This is a genomic window from Streptomyces sp. NPDC051555 (assembly GCF_044454405.1).
Classification (GTDB): domain Bacteria; phylum Actinomycetota; class Actinomycetes; order Streptomycetales; family Streptomycetaceae; genus Streptomyces.
Map to the genome: position 1 here is coordinate 70,565 of NZ_JBITDP010000011.1, position 18,184 is coordinate 88,748.

Sequence of the window (18,184 nt, forward strand, 5' to 3'; positions counted from 1 at the left end):
CGTCCTACCGGTCGTCGTGCGCGGTGGGCCCGCCCGGTCGGTGCGGGCCGCCCCGGGCCGCGCGCCTCCCGCCGTACGCGACGTACGGCGGGAGGACGCGCGGCCGCGATGTGCGGCCGTGATGCACGGCCGTGACGCGCGGTGTCGGTGCCCGGGATCTCGGCCCCGGCTACACCGTGGGGGTGTCGGTCTGCGGTTGGGCGCAGGAGGAGGAGCCCTGGCAGGAGGAGGAGCCCCAGGAGGCTCCGCCTTCGGGCAGCGCGACCGTGTCGCTCATCGAGGTGACGGTGAGGCCGTCGAGGTCGAGTGCCAGGTCCTGGAGTTCGAACTCGGTGGTGTGCGCGTTCGGCGTGGTGTCGGACATACGCGTCTCCCAGTGTGAGTGGCGGGGGTTCGTGTTTCCGTGTGCCGTTTGTGCGGCGGTCACCACATTGGTCCACCGCGCTCGCGAAGTACTGGAGGTGCGGTCCACGCGCGGTCGAGACGTACTGGGGGACATACCGGTCGGGTGATCGAACGCCACAAGTCTTCGGTCTCTGTTCACCCGCCTGTGACCTGCGGCTTTCCCGACGGGCCGGACGGGCCGTTCGAATGGGACCGTAAACAGGTCTGGACCATTTCATTCGCGCCAAATCCATGTGTCGATCGCCGCGTTGGGCCCGCTTCGGGCGTGTGGTCTATACCTTTGACGGTAGAGTGGGTCACCTGAAACCGGCACATATACAGCCGTGGGGGGCTATATGACCGTGCATCATCTTCCGCAGCCACCATCCGACGACGAGTTGTACTGGTACTTCGGCCCGCAGCGTCGCTGGGTCCTGATCAGCACCTCTCTCGCCTTCAGCTTCACCGCGGTGACGATGTTCACCTTCTCGCTGCGAACGCCCGCACTGTGGGCCTTCCTCGCGGTCCTCGGCCTCAACGTCGTGGCTCTGGTCCTCTCCTCCGTCAACAGCCTGCGCGCGCGCCGCCTGACCCGGCAGTCGCACGAGATCCTCGTCCAGGCCTGGCGACCCGCCGAACTGCCGAGCGTCGACCTCTACTTGCCGACCTGCGGCGAACCCCTGCCCGTCCTCGCCAACGCCTACCGCGCGGTCGCCGAGGTCGACTGGCCGGGCGCGCTCACCGTGTGGGTCCTGGACGACGGGGATCGGCCCGAGGTCGCCTCCCTGGCCGCCGCGCACGGCTACGAGTACGTCGTGCGCCCCGACCGGGGCCACCTGAAGAAGGCGGGCAACCTCAACCACGCCCTCACCCTGAGCAGCGGCGAGTTCATCGCGATCCTGGACGCCGACTTCGCGCCCCGGCCCGACTTCCTGCGCCACCTCGTCCCCTACCTGGCCGACCCCGCCGTCGGCATCGTCCAGAGCCCGCAGTGCTTCGACACCGACGAGGGCATGGGCTGGATCCAACGGGCCGCGGGCAGTGCCCAGGAGTGGTTCTTCCGCTGGATCCAGCCGTCCCGGGACGCCAGCGACGCCGCGATCTGCTGCGGCAGCAACGCCGTCTACCGACGCCGGGCGATCGATCTGGCCGGGGGGTTCGCCCGGCTCGACCACAGCGAGGACCTCTACACCGGACTCGCCCTGTACGAACAGGGTTTCCGCACCCTGTACGTGCCCGTCCTGGTCGCCAAGGGCACGTCGCCCGACGAGGCCACCGCCTTCATCAACCAGCAGTACCGGTGGGCGATGGGCAACCTGCACCTGATCGGCACCCCGGTGCTGGGACGGATGCGCGCGCCCTGGCGGATGCGGCTGTGCTTCTACGAGGGCGTCGTCGGCTACCTCACCACGGTGGTGAACACCTTCGCCGCGCCGCTGCCGCCGCTGGTGATGATGTTCTGGTACCCGGACCACATCCGGCCCTGGCACGTCCTGCCGCTGCTCGCCCCGCTGTGGCTCTGGCACGTACTGCTGCCGCGCATCAGCCGGACCCGCTGGCGGGTGGAGGTGATCCGCGCGAACGTCCTGACGAGCGTGGCCGCCGCGGTGGCGTTCCTGCACACCCTGCGCGGCCGTAGCGCCGCGTGGGTGCCCACCGGTGTGCGCGGCCCGAAGGCCTCGGGCGGGATGGCCCGGCGCGTGGTGGCCGTCTCGCTGGTGTGGCTGGTGCTCTCCAACGGCGCGGCCGCCACCGGCCTGGCCCTCGCCGTCGCCCGCAACGGCTGGGAGCCCAACTGGGGCCTGCTGCTCTACCTGTTGGTGCAGTGCCAGATCAACGTCCCCCTGATCCGGGACCTGATGACCGAATTGCGCGGGGCAACGGAGCCCCGGAGCACGGCCGGTGACACCGGTTGGCTGCGCGCCCGACTGCGGACCGCCCTGCGGTCCGGCACCGGCATGCGGCCCCGTCGCTGGCCCGAGACCCTGGCCGCCTCCGCGGCCCTCCTGCTCATCGGCCTGCTGGCATCCGGGTGGGTCAACCCGATGCTTCCCTGGCTGAGTTGAAAGGCCTCGTCACCATGCCCTTCCCCGTGACTCCCGGCTTCCGCCGGAAGCACAGCACCACCCCGGCCCCGCGGCCGTCCGCCGCGGCGTCCGGGCCGCCGGCCGAGGCGGGCGGCGCACCCGCGCGGGCCGGCTCCGGCGGCGAATCCGGACCCAGTCCGCACCGGTCCGCGTTCCGGCCCGACATCGAGGGCCTGCGCGCGGTGGCCGTCCTCGCCGTCCTCGCCTTCCACGCCGGGATCCCCGGGCTGGCGGGCGGGTTCGTCGGGGTCGACGTCTTCTTCGTCATCTCCGGCTACCTGATCACCGGCCTGCTGGTCCGCGAGGCGATCACCACCGGCCGGATCCGGCTCGGGGACTTCTTCTCCCGGCGGGCCCGGCGACTGCTGCCGTCGGCCGCCGTCGTGCTCGGCGCGGTGGCGGTGGCCGGCGCCTGGCTGACCGTACCGCTGCGGCGCGCCGTGCTGGAGTACGACGTCGTCGCGGCGGCCGTGTCCGTCGCCAACTGGCGGTTCGTCTCGCAGCAGACGGACTACCTCGCCGCGAGCCACGACCAGAGCCCGCTCCTGCACTTCTGGTCCCTGGCCGTCGAGGAGCAGTTCTACCTCCTCTGGGCCCCGCTGATGGCCGTGATCGCCCTCTGCACGGCCCGCGCGGTCCGCCGCGGTCGGGTCGTGCGCGCCGTCGTGGCGCTCGCCACCCTGCTGCTGGCCCTCGGTTCCTTCGCGCTGTCCCTGCGCTGGACGGACCACTCGGTCTCGCTCGCGTACCTCGGCACCCCCTCGCGGGTCTGGCAGTTCGCCACCGGTGCGCTGCTGGCGCTGCTGCCCTGGCACCTGCTGCGCGGTCCGCGTCCGTTGCGGTTGCTGTGCGGCTGGGCCGGCGCCGTGGCGATCGGCTGGTGCGTGGTGTCGTACGACGCGACGACCCCGTACCCCGGATTCGCGGCGCTCGTCCCGACCCTGGGCGCCGCCGCCGTCATCCTCGCCGCCATCCCCGGCCGGGGCGAGCGCAACGTCGAGGGTGCCTACGGCGTCGGGCGGCTGCTCGCGGGCCGCGCGCCCCGCGCGGTCGGGCGGCTCTCCTACAACCTCTACCTGTGGCACTGGCCCGTGCTCGTGTTCGCCGAAGCCGCCCTGGGCACCCTCGGCTGGCCCGCCAGGACGGCGCTGACCCTCGCCGCCGTACTGCCCGCCCTCGCCACCATGCGCTGGGTGGAGCGTCCGCTGCGCCGCAGTCGCACCGTCTCCGAACTCCCGCGCCGCGGACTGTCGGTGGGCGTCACGGCCATCGTCATGCCGGTCGTCCTCGCGCTGGTGGTCGGCACCACCACGCTGCGCCTGCTGGGCCCGGCCACCCCCGTCGACCTCCAGGGCCTGCCGCCGGGCGCGGCCACCGGCCCCACGCTGCTCGCCCGCGGCCCGGCGGCGCCTCCGCTGGACGGCCCGGTGGTGCCCGGTCCCGTCCAGGCGGGCAAGGACTTCCCGCCGGACGGCAACTGCGAGGTGGACCCGGAGGTCACCCGCAGTCCGGACTGCCTGTTCGGCGCGGTCGACAGCCCGGACCGGATCGTGCTGCTCGGCGATTCGCACGCCGGTCAGTGGTTCTCGCCGATGCTCGCGCTGGCCTCGCAACGCGGCTGGGCGCTCCAGGAGTTGGTCAAGCAGGGCTGCCCGCTGGCGAAGCTCGCCGTGGACAACCCCCAGCTCGGCCGCGCCTACCGCGAGTGCGACACCTGGCGGGCGGACGCGCTGGACCGGTTGGGCAAGCAGCCCAAACCCCGCCTCGTCGTGATCTCCTCGCTGGCCCGCTACACCACCGATCCCGCCCTCCTGGTCGGGGCGTGGGAGGAGACGCTGAAGCCGCTGCGGGCCCTCGGCGTGCCGATCGTCTACATCGAGGACACGCCCGTACCCGGCAAGGACGTCCCGGCCTGCCTCTCGGGCGCCGGCTCCTCCCCGGAGTCCTGCGCCTTCAGTCGGGCGGCAGCCCAGCAGCCCGACGTGCTGGCCCGGCGGATCGCCTCGGGCGCGCTGCCCGGCGTACGGAGCATCAGCGTGAACCCGGTCCTGTGCCCCGGCACCGGTGCGACCTGCCCGGCGGTGCTGGACCGGATCCTGCTCTACCGGGACGACTCCCACCTCACCAACGTCGCGGCCGTCGTCCTGACGGCCCGCCTGGAACGCCTGTTGACCGACTCCGGTGCGCTGGCGGCCGCCGGGGCCGCCGCCGGTGCCGGGAAGCCGAGCGCCGCCGCGCCGCCTGGCGCCGACGGCTGGCGGGAGCTGCTGCGCGACGACTTCGACGGGCCGGTGGGCAGCCGCCCCTCCGCTGCCGACTGGCAGTACGACCTGGGCACCTGCTACCCGGGCTGCCCGGCCCCGCAGTGGGGCACCGGTGAGGTCGAGACGATGACCGACTCGACCGACAACGTCCGCCTCGACGGGAAGGGCGCGCTGGAGATCGTCCCCACCCGCAAGGACGGACAGTGGAGTTCGGGCCGCATCGAGACCAAGCGCGCCGACTTCGCTCCGCCGCCCGGCGGGGTGTTGCGGATCGAGGCGTCGATCGCCCTGCCGGACGTGACGGGCGCGAAGGCGGCGGGCTACTGGCCGGCCTTCTGGACCCTCGGCGCACCGCTCCGCAACGGATACACCGGCTGGCCGTCCGTCGGTGAGCTGGACGTCATGGAGAACGTCAACGGACGGGACGACGTCTTCGCCACCCTGCACTGCGGGGTCCTCGGCGGCGGACCGTGCCAGGAGCCCGCGGGCCTGACGTCCGGACCGCAACCGTGCCCGGACTGCCGTACGGCGTTCCACTCCTACGCCGTCGAGGTCGACCTCACGCCCGGTGCGCAGGAGGTGCGTTGGTCGCTCGACGGCCGGGTGCACCACCGGGTGCGCGCGGACCGGATGGACCCGGCGACCTGGAAGCAGGCCGTGGACCACGGGGTGTTCCTCATCCTGAACGTGGCGATCGGCGGCAACCTCCCCCTCGCGGACGGTGCGACGGTGGGTCCGGCCACCGAACCGGGCCATCCGATGCGGGTCGACCGCGTCACCGTCTCCACCAAGGACGGGGCGGCGAAGCACTCCTGACGCCGCGGCGCAGGGGCCGGTCAGGCGTGTCCCCCGGGGGGGGGCCGGGCACGTCTGCCCGGCCCCCCGACGGGTGCTCGGGGAAGGGGTGTCGAAAGACTGGTAGGAAACTTTCCTGTTCGATAGCATTCCCGGCGGCGGCTCGGCGCGGTGCCTTGTGACAGGGGCGTGACGCGCTCAGTGAGAGTTCTGACCCGGCCGCCGTTGCGCCGCCCCCTGCCCGCGGCCGGGCCGGTGGGTGGCGCTTCGCAACGGTGCCCAGCTCTCACTCCCCCCCCCAGTGCAGGAGTTCCCAAGGATGCGCCTGAACGCTTCAGCACCCGCGCCCGCCCGGCGCGGCACGGTGACCCTGGTCGCCGTCGTACTCCTCCTCGTCGGTGGCCTGTTGCTCGCCCTGCCCGAACGGGCCGGGGCCGCCGCCGATTCCCTCATCTCGCGTGGCAAGCCCGCCACCGCTTCCTCCTCCGAAACCTCCGCCTTCGGCCCCGAGAAGGCCTTCGACGGCGATCCGGCGACCCGCTGGGCGAGCGCCGAGGGCAAGGACCCCCAGTGGATCCGCGTCGACCTCGGCGCCAACGCCACCGTGACGCGCGTGTCCGTGACGTGGGAGGCCGCCTACGCCAAGGTCTACCGGGTGGAGATATCCGCCGACGGCAGCACCTGGACCCGCCTCGCCAACGAGACCGCGGGCAACGGCGGTACCGACGACTGGACCGGCCTCGCCGGCAAGGGCCGCTACCTGCGCGTCTACGGAACCGCGCGCGGCACCGCGTACGGCTACTCGCTCCACGAGGTCGAGGTGTACGGCACCGTCGACGGCGGCACCCCGCCCACCGGCGCCTTCACCGTGGTCGCGGCCGGTGACATCGCCGCCCAGTGCACCGCCTCCGACAGCTCCTGCGCCCACCCCAAGACGGCCGCCCTGGCCCGCCAGATCGACCCGAAGTTCTACCTGACGATGGGCGACAACCAGTACGACGACGCCCGGCTCCAGGACTACAAGGCCTACTACGACAAGAGCTGGGGCGCCTTCAAGGACAAGACCCACCCGATCCCCGGCAACCACGAGACCTACGACCCGGCCGGATCCCTCGCCGGCTACAAGGCGTACTTCGGGTCCATCGCCTACCCCCAGGGCAAGACCTACTACAGCTTCGACGAGGGCAACTGGCACTTCGTCGCCCTCGATTCCAACGCCTTCGACCAGAAGGCCCAGATCGACTGGCTGAAGGCCGACCTCGCCAAGAACGGCAAGCAGTGCGTCGCCGCCTACTTCCACCACCCGCTGTACTCCTCGGGCGGCCACGGCAACGACCCCGTCAGCAAGCCGGTCTGGAACATCCTCTACGGTGCCAAGGCCGACCTGATCCTCAACGGGCACGACCACCACTACGAGCGCTTCGCCCCGCAGGACCCGAACGGCAAGGCCACGGCCGACGGCATCGTCGAGATCGTCGGCGGCATGGGCGGCGCCGAGCCGTACCCCATCGAGAACGTCCAGCCCAACAGCCAGAAGCGGATCAGCGGCCAGTACGGCGTGCTGAAGCTCGACTTCACCGACAACGGCTACAGCTTCAGCTACGTCGGGACCGACGGCAAGGCCAAGGACACCAGCCCGAAGTACACCTGCCACTGATGTACCTGGCGACCACAGGCCGCCCGGACACGTCGGCCCGACCCCGCACCGGCGGGGCGGGTCGGCGGGTCCCGGGCACCGTCCTGGCACTCGGCGCGGTCAGCCTCGTCACCGACATCTCCTCCGAGATGGTCACGGCGGTGCTCCCGCTCTACCTGGTCCTCGGACTGGGTCTCTCCCCCCTCCAATTCGGCTTCCTGGACGGCCTCTTCAACGGAGCCACCGCCTTCGTACGGCTCCTCGGCGGTCACGCCGCCGACCGCGGCCACCGGCACAAACGCGTCGCCGGCATCGGCTACGCGCTCTCCGCCTGCTCCCGCCTCGGCCTGCTGCTCGCCGGCGGCGCAACCGCCGGGATCGCGGCCGCCCTCGCGACCGACCGCGTCGGTAAGGGCATCCGGACGGCGCCCCGCGACGCGCTCATCACCCTGAGCAGCCCGCCCGACGCGCTCGGCCGCTCCTTCGGCGTCCACCGGGCCATGGACACCACCGGCGCCCTGCTCGGCCCGCTCGCCGCCTTCGCCCTGCTGTGGGCGACGGCCGGCGCCTACGACGCCGTGTTCGTGGTCAGCTTCTGCGTCGGCCTGTTGGGGGTGCTGCTCCTCGTCCTGTACGTGCCCGGACACCACCCGGCGCCCAGGCCGAGCGCGCCACCGGCACCCCGCAAGGGAGGGACCTTCGCGGCGCTGCGCGACCCCGCCTTCCGGCGCATCCTCGCGGCCACCGCGCTGCTGGGCACCGCCACCGTCGGCGACGCCTTCGTCTACCTCCTGCTCCAGCAGCGCCTGGACCTGCCCGTGGGCTGGTTTCCGCTGCTCCCGCTCGGCGGGGCCGCCGCCTATCTCCTGCTCGCCGTCCCGGCGGGCCGGATCGCGGACCGGGTCGGCCGCCGGCTCCCCTTCCTGTACGGCCACCTCGCACTGCTCTGCGTCTACGCCGCCCTGCTCCTGCCCACCGGCGACGCCCCGGCGCTGCTCCTGCTGCTGCCCGTCCTCGCGCTGCTCGGCGCCTTCTACGCCACCACCGACGGCGTGCTGATGGCCCTCACCGGACCCGTCCTGCCCGCCGACGGCACGGCGCGGGGACTCGCCCTGCTCCAGAGCGGCCAGGCCCTCGCCCGGATGCTGGCCGGAGTGGGCTTCGGCGCCCTGTGGACGGTATGGGGCCAGGGCCCCGCGCTGTGGGCCGCGCTCTCGCTCCTGTGCGTCGCGCTCGCCGGCGGCTGGCTGCTGCTGCCGCGCGCCACCCCGTCCCACCCCGAGAGGCGAACCGCATGACCGACCGCACCGGGTCCGGCCGACCCCCGAAGTCGCTGGGCCCCCGGGCCCGCATCGCCGTCGTGGTGAGCGCCGCGCTGCTGCTCGCGGGCGGCGCCACCGGATACGTCCTGCACGCCGGGGCCCGCCCGACGGCCCGGGCGGCCGCCGCGGACGCCTCCTTCACCCTGGCGGGCCCCGCCCTGTACTTCCGCGACCCCACCACCGGCCGCGTCGCCCACCGTCCGCTCTCCGGGGACGCCGACGCGCGCGTCGCAGGAGGGCCCTCCTGCGACCGGTTCTACGCCGCCGCGGACACCGCGCTGTGCCTGCGCGCCGAACCGGGGGTCCTGCCCAAGACGTACGCGATCGTCCTCGACCGACAGCTACGCGAGGTCCGCCGGGTCACCGTGCCGGGCGTCCCCAACCGGGCCCGGGTCTCGGCCTCGGGGCGGATGCTGTCCTGGACGGTCTTCGCGAGCGGGGACTCGTACGCCACCAGTGCCTTCTCCACCCGGACCGCCATCCTCGACCTGCGCACCGGATACCTGGTGACCTCCATGGAGCAGATCCCCCTCACCCTCGACGGCGCCCGCTACCACGCGCCCGACGTGAACTACTGGGGGGTGACCTTCGCCCGCGACGACAACCGCTTCTACGCGACCGTCTCCAGCAAGGGCCGGACCCACCTGGTCGAGGGGAACATGGGGGAGTGGTCCGCGCGGGTACTGCGGGAGAACGCCGAATGCCCCTCGCTCTCGCCCGACAACACCAGGATCGCCTTCAAGAAGAAGGTCTCCGACGATCCGGCCGCACCCTGGCGGTTGTACGTCCTCGACCTGAAGTCCATGCAGGAGACCCCGCTCGCCGAGACGCGCAGCGTCGACGACCAGGCGGCCTGGCTGGACGACGGCACGCTCGCCTATGCCCTACCGGGGGCGGACGGCAGGGCGAGCGACATCTGGACCGTGCCCGCGGACGGCACCGGAACCCCTCGGCTCACCACGCCCAACGGTTCGTCACCGGCGGCGCTGCGCTGATCGGCCCCCCTCCGGGGGCTCGTGAGGGGCGCAGCACTAGATTGGGCCGGTCCGCTCCGCCCTCGCAGGAGGGTCCGCCCGACCGAGGAACGAGCCCTGGCCTTGCACCCCGATGACGAGCCGGTCTTCAAGCGCAGCAAGTGGGGCACGAACCACTACTACTTCAACCCCCGCAACCCCGTCGGGATGGCCCTGATCGTCATCGGCCTGCTCTTCACCGCGATGATGCTGATCCTCATGGCCGACCACGCGGGCCCGTGGGCGCCGGATCCCGTACCGGCGTCCACGACCTCGCCGACCTACGACGACATCGCGCCGTTCGCCCCCAGCACGACCGGGCCGTTCCCCTCGCCCTCCGGCAGTCCGTCGGCGAGCTGAGCCCGGACCGTCAGCTGGCGGAACCCGCCGCCGAACCCGTCGCGAGGTCCGCGCCCCAGCGCGCGATCGCGGCGGGCAGGTCGAGTGCGCCGGAGCGCAGGTCGGAGTCGGCGCCGGGCCAGTCCTCGCGCGGGACGCGCCACATCAGCTCGAACTCGTTGCCGTCCGGGTCCTTGGCGTAGAAGGACTTCGAGACCAGGTGGTCGGTCGCGCCGACGAGCGCTCCGAGCGCGCCGAGCTTCTCGCCCAGCTCCCGCAGCTCGCCGAGGGTGCCGACCTCCCAGGCCAGGTGGTAGAGCCCGACCCGGCCCTGCTCGGGTCCCGGTGCGTCGGCGCCGATCGCGAACAGCCCGAGATCGTGGTCGTTGAGGCTGCCCGGCGCACTCAGGAAGGCGGCGCGGCCGGGGATCAGGTGGTCGACCTGGAAGCCGAAGACGTCGCGGTAGAACGCGACGGACCGCTCGACCTCGCGGATCCAGAGCACGGCGTGGTTCAGACGGCGGACAGACATGGCGACGGACTCCCGGATGACTCGAAGGACCTGACTCGAAGGGCCTGGCTCGAAAGGTTCGGCTCGATGTGTACGGTCACCAGCATACAGTTCAAATTCGAACTATCGAGTCGTCTATCGAGTCGTCTATCGAGTCGGCTACCGGGTCGGCTACCGGGTCGGGTCGTGCGTCACCCCTTGCCCCCGGGGGCGAGGCCGGGGGCGACGGTGAAGGAGATCCGCTCCATGAGCGGCCGGCGCTTGGTGTTCTGGAAGGCCGCGATCAGCCACTCGCCGCCTTCGTGGACGAGGGTGTACGTCTGGACCTTGCCGAGCTTGGTCGGGCGTCCGCCCTTGTAGGTGTCGCCCCTGCTGTTCACCACGGCCGCGTCGGGCCCGTAGAAGCGGACGTCGAGGATCTCGTCCGCCAGGCGGGTGCCCTTGAGGAAACCCGCGAAGAGCGTGCGGTGGCTCTCGGTGATGTCGCGCCGCCCCCGGTAGGAGGTGCCCACGTAGGTGGTGTAGGTGGCGTCCTCGGTGAAGAGCGCGCCGTAGGCGTCGGCGTCGTGGCGCGCCCAGGCGTCGACTAGGCGGGTGAGCAGGGCACGGACGGCGATCGTGGGCTCACTGGTGGACTGCATGACGGATCACTCCCCATTGGTTAGGGTGGCATAGATACTGCATCGGTGCAGTATCTGCATGCGTGCAGATATAAAGGTAGGAGGCGACCCCGAAGATGGCAACACCCAGCGGCGGCGAACCGCACGTGGTCTTCCGGCAGTACCTGGACGCGGTGGGCCTCCAGGGGCTGGCGAGCGCCGAGGCGGCCGGCCTGCACACCTCGGAGTGGTACGCCCTGAGCCTCATCACCCTGGAGGGGAGCCTGTCCTCCGGTGAACTCTCCGCGCGCACCGGGCTGACCACCGGGGCGACGACCCGCCTCATCGACCGGCTCGAACGGGCCGGCTACGCCCGTCGCGCCGCCGACCCGGCCGACCGGCGCCGGGTCATCGTGGAAGCCGTACCCGACGCGCTCGACCGCATCGAAGACGCTGTCGGTCCGGCCCGTCGACGCATCGCCGAGGTGATCGACAGCTATTCACCCGAACAACAGGCCCTGCTCTTCGACTACTTCGCGCGCGCCGCTCCCGCGTTCCGCGCGGCCACCGAGGAGATCCGCGCCGCCACCGCACCGCGGCGCGCCAAGTCCCGTCCGGCAAAGGGGGAGTGACGATGACTCCCACGGATGGGCCTTGACCCCAAGGCCGCTTGAGGTCCTACGGTCGGATCCACACGACCAGTGCCGCGTCGGACAACGCTTGCCCGTTCCGCGACGGGGCGAACGTTGCCTGACGCGGCACCGGCACTGCCGACAGGAGACGCGCCATGACCCCCGCCACCCCGGTGACCCCGCCCGCCCCGGAGACACCCGCGGCCCCCGACCGCGCGCTCGTGCTCGGCCCCGGCGGCCTGGTCGGCACGGCGTGGACGGCAGGACTGGCCGCCGGGCTGCGCCGGGCGGGCGTGGAGTTCGGCGAGGCCGACCTGATCGTCGGCACGTCGGCGGGGGCGATCGTCGGAGCGCTCCTCGCCACCGACCAGGACCTCGACCGGCTCGCCGTGCCGGTGCGTCCGCCGGGCACCCCCGCCCAGCGGCCCGTGGTGGATCCCGCCGTGCTCGGGCGGTGTTCGCCGTCCTCGGTGAACCCGGCCTGGAGCCCGAGGAGGCCCGCCGCCGCGTCGGTCGGATCGCCTTGGCGCACGGCGACGTGGAGGCCGAACGGGCGCTGATCGCGTCGCGGCGCGCCCTGATCGGGGCGGACGCGTGGCCCGCGCGCCGACTGCTGATCACCGCGGTGCACGCGGGCTCGGGAGAGCCCGTGGTGTGGGACCGGACCAGCGGCGTGCCCCTGGTCCACGCGGTGGCCGCGAGCAGCTCCTTCCCCGGAGCGGAGCCGCCGGTGACCGTGTCGGGGCGGCGGTACATGGACGGCGCGCTGCGGTCGGGGGCCAACGTCGACCTCGCGGTCGGCGCCCGCATGCTGATAGTGGTCGACCCGATGGCACACCGCTCCCCGGGCGAGCCGCCGGAGCACCGAACGGCCGCCGGGGGCGCGCGGACCGTCGTCACCATCGGCCCGGACCCCGACGCGGCGCGCGCCTTCGGCACCGATCTGGGCGAACGGACGAAGTGGATCCCGGCATACCGCGCCGGCCTCGCCCAGGCGGCCGCCGAGGCCGACCGGCTGCGCACCGCGTGGCGCCCGGCGGCGGCCGAACGGTGACGCGGTGGCCACGGTGAGCGCCGGGCCGGAGCCGTCAGAGACGGGTCGCGGTCCGGACGAGGTCGGCCACGGCTCTGGAGCGGCTGTGCGGTGGCCAGGCGATCACGGTGGTGACGTTCGGCGCGTCCAGCACGGGCACGGCGGCGAGGTCGCCGGGGAGTTGGGCTCGGCACGACTCCGGTGAGACCGCGCACGCCCGGCCGAGGGCGACGAGCTGCAGCAACTGTGCGTGGTCGCGGACCTGCGGGCCGGGGCCGGGCGGGTAGGTGCCGTCGGGGTCGGGCCAGCGGGGCAGCGGCAAGTCGGGCAGCCCGGTGATGTCGGCCATGTGGACATGGGGCCGGACCGTGAGCGGATGTCCCGCCGGCAGGACCGCCACCTGGCCCTCCGTGCCGAGCTCCTCGGTGTGGAACCCGGCCGTCGAGTCGAACGGCCGGTGCAGCAGCGCCACGTCGGCCCGGCCCTCGCGCAGGAGTCTCGCCTGCTCGGCCGGGCCGCACAGGATGACGTCGACGGGGACCGCGCCGGGTTCGGCGGCGTACGCGTCGAGCAGTTCCGCCAGCAGCTCGCGGGACGCGCTGGCCTTCGTCACCAGAACCAGGCCGGGACGGCCGGTCGTGGAAAGGGCGGCGCGGCGAGTCCTGCGCTCGGCGGCGTCGACCGCGTCGAGGGCCGCCCGGCCCTCGACCAACAGCACCGAGCCGGCCACGGTCAGCGTGACGGTGCGGCTGGTGCGATCCAGCAGCGCTGCCCCGAGCCGACGTTCGAGCTGCTGGATGGCCCGTGACAAGGGCGGCTGCGCGATCCCGAGTCGCTGCGCTGCGCGCCCGAAGTGCAGCTCTTCGGCGACGGCGACGAAATACCGCAGTTCCCGGGTCTCCATGGGGCCACGCTACCCCGGATCAATACCCTGTCGGTATCGTTGCCCACCGGATCGGTCTTGGACCCCCGGCGGGGTCCAGGGGCAGCATGATCCCCATGAGTGAACGAACGATTGCGCTGGTCACCGGTGCGAACAAGGGAATTGGCCATGAGATCGCCGTGGGTCTGGGCGCCCTCGGCTGGAGCATCGGCGTCGGCGCCCGAGACGATCGGCGCCGTGAGGCGGCGGTGGAGCGACTGCGCGCGGTGGGCGTCGACGCCTTCGGCGTACCGCTGGACGTGACCGACGACGCGAGCGTGAGCGCCGCCGCGCGGCTCATCGAGGAACGGGCGGGGCGCCTCGACGTGCTCGTCAACAACGCCGGAATCAGCGGCGAGATGCCGCAGGAGCCCACTCGGGTCGACCCCGCCACCATCCGGACGGTCGTGGAGACCAACGTGATCGGCGTCGTCCGCGTCACCAACGCGATGCTGCCCTTGCTGCGCCGCTCCGCCTCGCCGCGGATCGTCAACATGTCCAGCAGCCTCGGCTCCCTCACGCGGCAGTCAGGAACCGCCGCCGAGTCGAACACGGGTCCGGTGGTCGCGGCGTACGCGCCGTCGAAGACGTTCCTGAACGCCGTCACCCTGCAGTACGCCCGGGAGCTGAGCGGCACGAACATCCTGATCAACATGGGCTGCCCCGGCTACGTCGCGACCGACCTCAACGGCTTCCACGGCGTGCGCACCCCCGAACAGGGCGCGGCGATCGCCATCAAGCTGGCGACCCTGCCCGACGACGGCCCGACCGGCACGTTCTTCGAGGACGCCGGCGTAGTGCCCTGGTGATGTGCCCGGCCCGGGCCGCACGGGACGCGGCGGCATCCACAGGTGGTGCTTCCTACACGAGCGGGGGGTTGAGGCGGGCGAAGCCCTCCTGGCGCTGGTACGGGAAGTACGGGTAGGGGGCCGTGCGGCTGCTCGCCGCGTCGAGCTTCGCCATCTGCTCGGTGGTGAGGGTCCAGCCCACCGCGCCGAGGTTCTGGCGCAGCTGCTCCTCGTTGCGGGCGCCGATGATGACGGAGGACACCGTCGGGCGCTGGAGCAGCCACCGCAGGGCTATCTGCGGTACCGCCCTGCCGGTCTCCTGGGCGATCTCGTCCAGGGCGTCGACCACGCGGTAGAGGTGTTCGTCCTCGACCGGCGGGCCGTAGTCGGCGGTGTCGTGCAGCCTGCTGCCCGCGGGCAGCGGCCGGCCCCGGCGGATCTTCCCGGTCAGCCTGCCCCAGCCGAGCGGGCTCCAGACGATGCCGCCCAGCCCCTGGTCCATGCCGAGCGGCATCAGCTCCCACTCGTAGTCACGGCCGAGGAGGGAGTAGTAGACCTGGTGGGCGACGTAGCGCTGCCGGCCGAGCCGGTCGGCGGCGGCGAGGGACTTCATCGCCTGCCAGCCGGAGAAGTTGGAGATGCCGAGGTAGCGGATCTTTCCGGCCCGCACCAGGTCGTCCAGGGTGGACAGCACCTCCTCGACCGGTGTCCCGGCATCGAAGGCGTGCAGCTGGAAGAGGTCGATGTGGTCGGTGTCGAGACGCCGCAGGGCGTTCTCCACGGCCGTGATCAGGCGGGAGCGGGAGGTGCCGGCGTCGTGCGGGCCGTCGCCCATGGGCAGTCCGGCCTTGGTCGAGACGAGCACCTGGTCCCGGCGGCCCTTGAGCGCGGCCCCGAGCACCTCCTCCGAGGCGCCGCCGGAGTACACGTCGGCGGTGTCGAACATCGTGATCCCGGCGTCGATGCAGATGTCGACGAGGCGGCGTGCCTCCGCCACTCCCGTGGTGCCCCAGGATCCGAAGAGCGGTCCCTGTCCGCCGAAGGTGCCCGCGCCGAAACTCAGCGCCGGAACCCGAAGGCCGGACGTGCCCAGTCGCCTGTACTCCATGACGTGTCTCCCCTCGTCCGCGAATCCAGCTAATGGGTCCGCAGTTCCGTTAATATGGCGCCAGCGTAGCAAGTCGCTGCGGCTAATGGAACGGGAGTCCCGTTATGGAGTCTGAGGAGTCAGAGGCGACACCGGAGCCCGGCGCCGGGGGGATCCGGCCCGGGGGCCGCACGGCACGGGTGCGGGCGGCCGTGCTCCTGGCCGCCGGGGACGTACTGGCCGAACAGGGGTTCGCCCACCTGGACCTCACCGACGTCGCACGTCGCGCGGAGGTCGGGAAGACGACCGTCTACCGCCGCTGGGGTACGGTCACCGGCCTCGTCGCCGACCTCCTGCTGGACATGGCGCAGCAGTCCGTGCCCCGCACGGAGACGGGCACCCTGCTCGGCGACCTGACGGCCAACGCCCGGCTGGTGCAGCGCACGTTGGCGGATCCCCGACAGGGCGCCCTGTTCAAGGCGGTGATCGCGGCCGCCACCTGCGACTCCAACGCGGCCCGCGCCCTGCACGAGTTCTACGCCGTCCGCGTCGCGGAGTGGGCGCCGTGCGTCGAAGCGGCCGCCGCCCGCGGCGAGGTGCCCGACGGCACCGACCCCCACGAGGTGATCCGTGCCGCGTCCGCCCCGTTGTACTACCGGCTGCTGACCACGGCCCTGCCCCTCGACGAGGCCGCCGCCGACCGCGCGGCGACGGCCGCGACGGTGGCCGCCCGCGCGGGGGCGTACGTACGGCCCGCGTGACGGCCGGGCCGGCCAGGGGGTGTCCGGGGCGACATCATGAAGACGCGCTCCGCCCGCGCATTCCGCACGGGCGTCGACCTTGGCCGGAAACCGTGTGCCGAGGGCCGGGCGGACACCGCCACCGGCGCGCCGTCCAGCGGCCATGTGGGGGAACGCCCCGGACCCCGGTGGCCGCGCACCGCGCGGTCCTGGCCGGATCCGGCCGGGCGCCCCGGAACGCATCGCGCAAGATCCCTCGGCGCGCGTCACCCGTGGCTTACGATCTCGGCGGACATCGCCCCGGCGGCGCGGGTCCCGTCCCGCGCCCACCGCCCGCCCCGCATCCGTGGAGGTCAACCGTGTTCCGGACGGCCAGAGGAAACCGCAGTCGCCCCAGCAGCCGCCGCCTGCGGGCAGCGGCCGCAGCCACCGCGACGGGCGCGTTCCTGCTCGCCGGGTGCTCCTCCAGCGGCGACGGCCCGGGGGAGGCGGCCGGCGGGGTGCCCGTCGTCGAGAAGGGCAAGCTGACCACCTGTACGCACCTGCCCTACCCGCCGTTCCAGTTCGAGAAGGACGGCAAGGTCGTCGGCTTCGACGTGGCCCTGGTCGACCTGGTGGCGAGCCGGCTGAAGGTCGAGCAGAAGATCCTCGACACGCCCTTCGAGAACTTCAAGACCGGCGCCTTCCTCAACTCCGGCGAGTGCGACCTCGCGGCCGCCGGCATGACGATCACCGACGAGCGCAAGAAGAACGTCGACTTCTCCGTCCCCTACTTCGACGCCACCCAGGCGCTGCTCGCCACCAAGAAGAGCGGTGTCACCTCGCTCGCCGACCTGAAGGCGAAGGGGAAGAAGCTGGGCGCACAGGCCGAGACCACCGGCGAGAGCTACGCCAAGGCCCAGGGCTTCGACCCCGTCGCCTTCGAGAGCTCGGACGCCGTGCTGAACGGACTGCGCACCGGGCAGGTCGACGCGGTCGTCATCGACTACCCCGTGGTCCAGGGCTGGCTCAAGGACCCCAAGAACGCCGCCGAGTTCGTCCTCGGGCAGAACATCCAGACCGGTGAGCAGTACGGCTTCTCGGTGAAGAAGGGCAACTCCGCCCTCGTGGCCGCGATCGACAAGGCGATCACCGACGCCAAGGCCGACGGCACCTACAAGAAGATCTACGAACAGTGGATCGGCCCGTTGCCCCAGGCCACGCAGTGACCTCTCGGCTGACCCGCCGACAGCGCCGCCGGGTGTGGCAGGGCGTCCAGTACGCGCTGTTCGTGGCGGTGCTGGCCCTCATCGCCTCCTACGCGGACTGGGGCCGGTTGCAGAACCAGTTCGCGCAGAAGGACCTGGCCCTGCGGCTCTTCCCGGAGATCATCACCACGGCGCTGCGCAACACCGTGGTGTACACCCTCTCCGGGTTCCTGCTGGGCCTGGTGCTCGGCCTGGTCATCGCCATGATGCGGCTGTCCTCCGTGGCTCCGTACCGGTGGGTGGCGAGCGTCTACATCGAGCTGTTCCGCGGCCTGCCCGCACTGCTGATCTTCATTTTCGTGGGGGTGGCGGTCCCCCTCGCCTTCCCCGGCACGGAGATCCCCGGCGGTACCTACGGCAAGGTCGCCCTCGGCCTCGGGCTGGTGGCCGCCGCCTACATGGCGGAAACGATTCGCGCCGGCATCCAGGCGGTGCCCAAGGGCCAGATGGAAGCGGCCCGTTCGCTGGGCTTCTCGCACGCCCGGGCCATGGTCTCGGTGATCATCCCGCAGGCCTTCCGGATCGTCATCCCGCCGCTCACCAACGAGTTGGTCCTGCTGTTCAAGGACTCCTCGCTCGTGCTGTTCCTCGGCGTGACGCTCCAGGAGCGTGAACTGACCAAGTTCGGCCGGGACCTCGCCAGTCAGACCGCCAACTCCACCCCGATCCTCGTCGCGGGCCTGTGCTACCTCCTGGTGACCGTACCGCTGAGTTTCGTGGTGCGGCGCCTGGAGGCCCGTGCGGACAAGGCCACGTGAGGGCGACATGGACGACATTGACGACAT

At 72.3% G+C, this 18,184-nt stretch carries 18 protein-coding genes; 13 read left to right on the top strand and 5 right to left on the bottom strand.

Features of this window, described 5'->3' with window-relative positions; genetic code table 11:
• Positions 1-169 precede the first annotated feature (169 nt).
• Positions 170-364, bottom strand: a complete 195-nt coding sequence (locus ACIBEA_RS22510) for a thiazolylpeptide-type bacteriocin (RefSeq protein WP_399263567.1) — start codon at positions 362-364, stop codon at positions 170-172.
• Positions 365-740: 376 nt separating this feature from the next.
• Between ACIBEA_RS22510 and ACIBEA_RS22515 the strand changes: the two genes are divergently transcribed.
• The 6 genes from ACIBEA_RS22515 to ACIBEA_RS22540 all read left to right on the top strand — a co-directional run bounded on the left by ACIBEA_RS22515 (position 741) and on the right by ACIBEA_RS22540 (position 9,861).
• The gene (locus ACIBEA_RS22515; protein WP_399263569.1) at positions 741-2,450 is read left to right on the top strand and encodes a glycosyltransferase family 2 protein; all 1,710 of its coding nucleotides are present in this window, start codon (positions 741-743) and stop codon (positions 2,448-2,450) included.
• A 14-nt stretch (positions 2,451-2,464) separates the two neighbouring features.
• Positions 2,465-5,551 carry an SGNH hydrolase domain-containing protein gene (locus tag ACIBEA_RS22520; protein ID WP_399263571.1) on the top strand — a complete coding sequence of 1,029 codons (3,087 nt, stop codon included), beginning with the start codon at positions 2,465-2,467 and terminating at the stop codon, positions 5,549-5,551.
• A 298-nt stretch (positions 5,552-5,849) separates the two neighbouring features.
• Complete coding sequence (locus ACIBEA_RS22525; protein WP_399263573.1) at positions 5,850-7,187, top strand: discoidin domain-containing protein; 1,338 nt, start codon at positions 5,850-5,852, stop codon at positions 7,185-7,187.
• A complete protein-coding gene (locus ACIBEA_RS22530) occupies positions 7,187-8,464 on the top strand; it encodes an MFS transporter (protein WP_399263575.1) in 1,278 nt (425 codons plus the stop codon). The genes ACIBEA_RS22525 and ACIBEA_RS22530 overlap by 1 nt, the downstream gene beginning before the upstream one ends.
• Positions 8,461-9,483, top strand: a complete 1,023-nt coding sequence (locus ACIBEA_RS22535; RefSeq protein ID WP_399263577.1) for a TolB family protein — start codon at positions 8,461-8,463, stop codon at positions 9,481-9,483. The genes ACIBEA_RS22530 and ACIBEA_RS22535 overlap by 4 nt, the downstream gene beginning before the upstream one ends.
• 102 nt (positions 9,484-9,585) lie before the next feature.
• The gene (locus tag ACIBEA_RS22540) at positions 9,586-9,861 is read left to right on the top strand and encodes a hypothetical protein (RefSeq protein WP_399263579.1); all 276 of its coding nucleotides are present in this window, start codon (positions 9,586-9,588) and stop codon (positions 9,859-9,861) included.
• Positions 9,862-9,871: 10 nt separating this feature from the next.
• Here ACIBEA_RS22540 and ACIBEA_RS22545 read toward each other — a convergent pair whose 3' ends face one another.
• Both ACIBEA_RS22545 and ACIBEA_RS22550 read right to left on the bottom strand, forming a co-directional pair.
• Positions 9,872-10,372, bottom strand: a complete 501-nt coding sequence (locus tag ACIBEA_RS22545; protein ID WP_354381702.1) for a VOC family protein — start codon at positions 10,370-10,372, stop codon at positions 9,872-9,874.
• Between the two features lie 170 nt (positions 10,373-10,542).
• Positions 10,543-10,992: an SgcJ/EcaC family oxidoreductase gene (locus ACIBEA_RS22550; RefSeq protein ID WP_399263581.1), complete on the bottom strand. Its 450-nt coding sequence runs from the start codon at positions 10,990-10,992 to the stop codon at positions 10,543-10,545.
• A 95-nt stretch (positions 10,993-11,087) separates the two neighbouring features.
• On the opposite strand from ACIBEA_RS22550, the gene ACIBEA_RS22555 reads away from it, so the two are divergent.
• The 3 genes from ACIBEA_RS22555 to ACIBEA_RS22565 all read left to right on the top strand — a co-directional run bounded on the left by ACIBEA_RS22555 (position 11,088) and on the right by ACIBEA_RS22565 (position 12,636).
• Positions 11,088-11,582, top strand: a complete 495-nt coding sequence (locus ACIBEA_RS22555; protein ID WP_399263583.1) for a MarR family winged helix-turn-helix transcriptional regulator — start codon at positions 11,088-11,090, stop codon at positions 11,580-11,582.
• A 155-nt stretch (positions 11,583-11,737) separates the two neighbouring features.
• The gene (locus tag ACIBEA_RS22560; RefSeq protein WP_399263585.1) at positions 11,738-12,142 is read left to right on the top strand and encodes a patatin-like phospholipase family protein; all 405 of its coding nucleotides are present in this window, start codon (positions 11,738-11,740) and stop codon (positions 12,140-12,142) included.
• Complete coding sequence (locus ACIBEA_RS22565; RefSeq protein WP_399263587.1) at positions 12,037-12,636, top strand: patatin-like phospholipase family protein; 600 nt, start codon at positions 12,037-12,039, stop codon at positions 12,634-12,636. Before ACIBEA_RS22560 ends, ACIBEA_RS22565 begins: the two co-directional genes overlap by 106 nt.
• A 34-nt stretch (positions 12,637-12,670) precedes the next feature.
• On the opposite strand, the gene ACIBEA_RS22570 is transcribed toward ACIBEA_RS22565, so the two are convergent.
• Positions 12,671-13,519, bottom strand: coding sequence for a LysR family transcriptional regulator (locus ACIBEA_RS22570; protein ID WP_399263589.1), 849 nt, complete (start codon positions 13,517-13,519; stop codon positions 12,671-12,673).
• Between the two features lie 95 nt (positions 13,520-13,614).
• On the opposite strand from ACIBEA_RS22570, the gene ACIBEA_RS22575 reads away from it, so the two are divergent.
• Entirely contained in the window at positions 13,615-14,346 is a 732-nt protein-coding gene (locus tag ACIBEA_RS22575; protein WP_399263590.1) for an SDR family oxidoreductase, read from the top strand.
• Positions 14,347-14,398: 52 nt separating this feature from the next.
• On the opposite strand, the gene ACIBEA_RS22580 is transcribed toward ACIBEA_RS22575, so the two are convergent.
• Positions 14,399-15,433, bottom strand: coding sequence for an aldo/keto reductase (locus tag ACIBEA_RS22580; protein ID WP_399263592.1), 1,035 nt, complete (start codon positions 15,431-15,433; stop codon positions 14,399-14,401).
• A 104-nt stretch (positions 15,434-15,537) separates the two neighbouring features.
• Between ACIBEA_RS22580 and ACIBEA_RS22585 the strand changes: the two genes are divergently transcribed.
• From ACIBEA_RS22585 to ACIBEA_RS22595, 3 genes are all read left to right on the top strand, one after another.
• Positions 15,538-16,173, top strand: a complete 636-nt coding sequence (locus ACIBEA_RS22585; protein ID WP_399263594.1) for a TetR/AcrR family transcriptional regulator C-terminal ligand-binding domain-containing protein — start codon at positions 15,538-15,540, stop codon at positions 16,171-16,173.
• 386 nt (positions 16,174-16,559) lie between these two features.
• Entirely contained in the window at positions 16,560-17,360 is an 801-nt protein-coding gene (locus tag ACIBEA_RS22590; RefSeq protein WP_399263950.1) for an ABC transporter substrate-binding protein, read from the top strand.
• Positions 17,357-18,157: an amino acid ABC transporter permease gene (locus ACIBEA_RS22595; protein WP_399263596.1), complete on the top strand. Its 801-nt coding sequence runs from the start codon at positions 17,357-17,359 to the stop codon at positions 18,155-18,157. Before ACIBEA_RS22590 ends, ACIBEA_RS22595 begins: the two co-directional genes overlap by 4 nt.
• The last annotated feature ends 27 nt before the right edge of the window (positions 18,158-18,184 follow it).

What these genes read in the sequence shown, in the direction of transcription:
- ACIBEA_RS22560 (WP_399263585.1), top strand. Translation starts at nt 11,738, where the DNA reads ATGACCCCCGCCACCCCGGTGACCCCGCCCGCCCCGGAGACACCCGCG.
- ACIBEA_RS22525 (WP_399263573.1), top strand. Translation starts at nt 5,850, where the DNA reads ATGCGCCTGAACGCTTCAGCACCCGCGCCCGCCCGGCGCGGCACGGTG.
- ACIBEA_RS22535 (WP_399263577.1), top strand. Translation starts at nt 8,461, where the DNA reads ATGACCGACCGCACCGGGTCCGGCCGACCCCCGAAGTCGCTGGGCCCC.
- ACIBEA_RS22575 (WP_399263590.1), top strand. Translation starts at nt 13,615, where the DNA reads ATGAGTGAACGAACGATTGCGCTGGTCACCGGTGCGAACAAGGGAATT.
- ACIBEA_RS22550 (WP_399263581.1), bottom strand. Translation starts at nt 10,992, where the DNA reads ATGCAGTCCACCAGTGAGCCCACGATCGCCGTCCGTGCCCTGCTCACC.
- ACIBEA_RS22545 (WP_354381702.1), bottom strand. Translation starts at nt 10,372, where the DNA reads ATGTCTGTCCGCCGTCTGAACCACGCCGTGCTCTGGATCCGCGAGGTC.
- ACIBEA_RS22515 (WP_399263569.1), top strand. Translation starts at nt 741, where the DNA reads ATGACCGTGCATCATCTTCCGCAGCCACCATCCGACGACGAGTTGTAC.
- ACIBEA_RS22570 (WP_399263589.1), bottom strand. Translation starts at nt 13,519, where the DNA reads ATGGAGACCCGGGAACTGCGGTATTTCGTCGCCGTCGCCGAAGAGCTG.
- ACIBEA_RS22555 (WP_399263583.1), top strand. Translation starts at nt 11,088, where the DNA reads ATGGCAACACCCAGCGGCGGCGAACCGCACGTGGTCTTCCGGCAGTAC.
- ACIBEA_RS22580 (WP_399263592.1), bottom strand. Translation starts at nt 15,433, where the DNA reads ATGGAGTACAGGCGACTGGGCACGTCCGGCCTTCGGGTTCCGGCGCTG.
- ACIBEA_RS22530 (WP_399263575.1), top strand. Translation starts at nt 7,187, where the DNA reads ATGTACCTGGCGACCACAGGCCGCCCGGACACGTCGGCCCGACCCCGC.
- ACIBEA_RS22520 (WP_399263571.1), top strand. Translation starts at nt 2,465, where the DNA reads ATGCCCTTCCCCGTGACTCCCGGCTTCCGCCGGAAGCACAGCACCACC.
- ACIBEA_RS22585 (WP_399263594.1), top strand. Translation starts at nt 15,538, where the DNA reads ATGGAGTCTGAGGAGTCAGAGGCGACACCGGAGCCCGGCGCCGGGGGG.
- ACIBEA_RS22510 (WP_399263567.1), bottom strand. Translation starts at nt 364, where the DNA reads ATGTCCGACACCACGCCGAACGCGCACACCACCGAGTTCGAACTCCAG.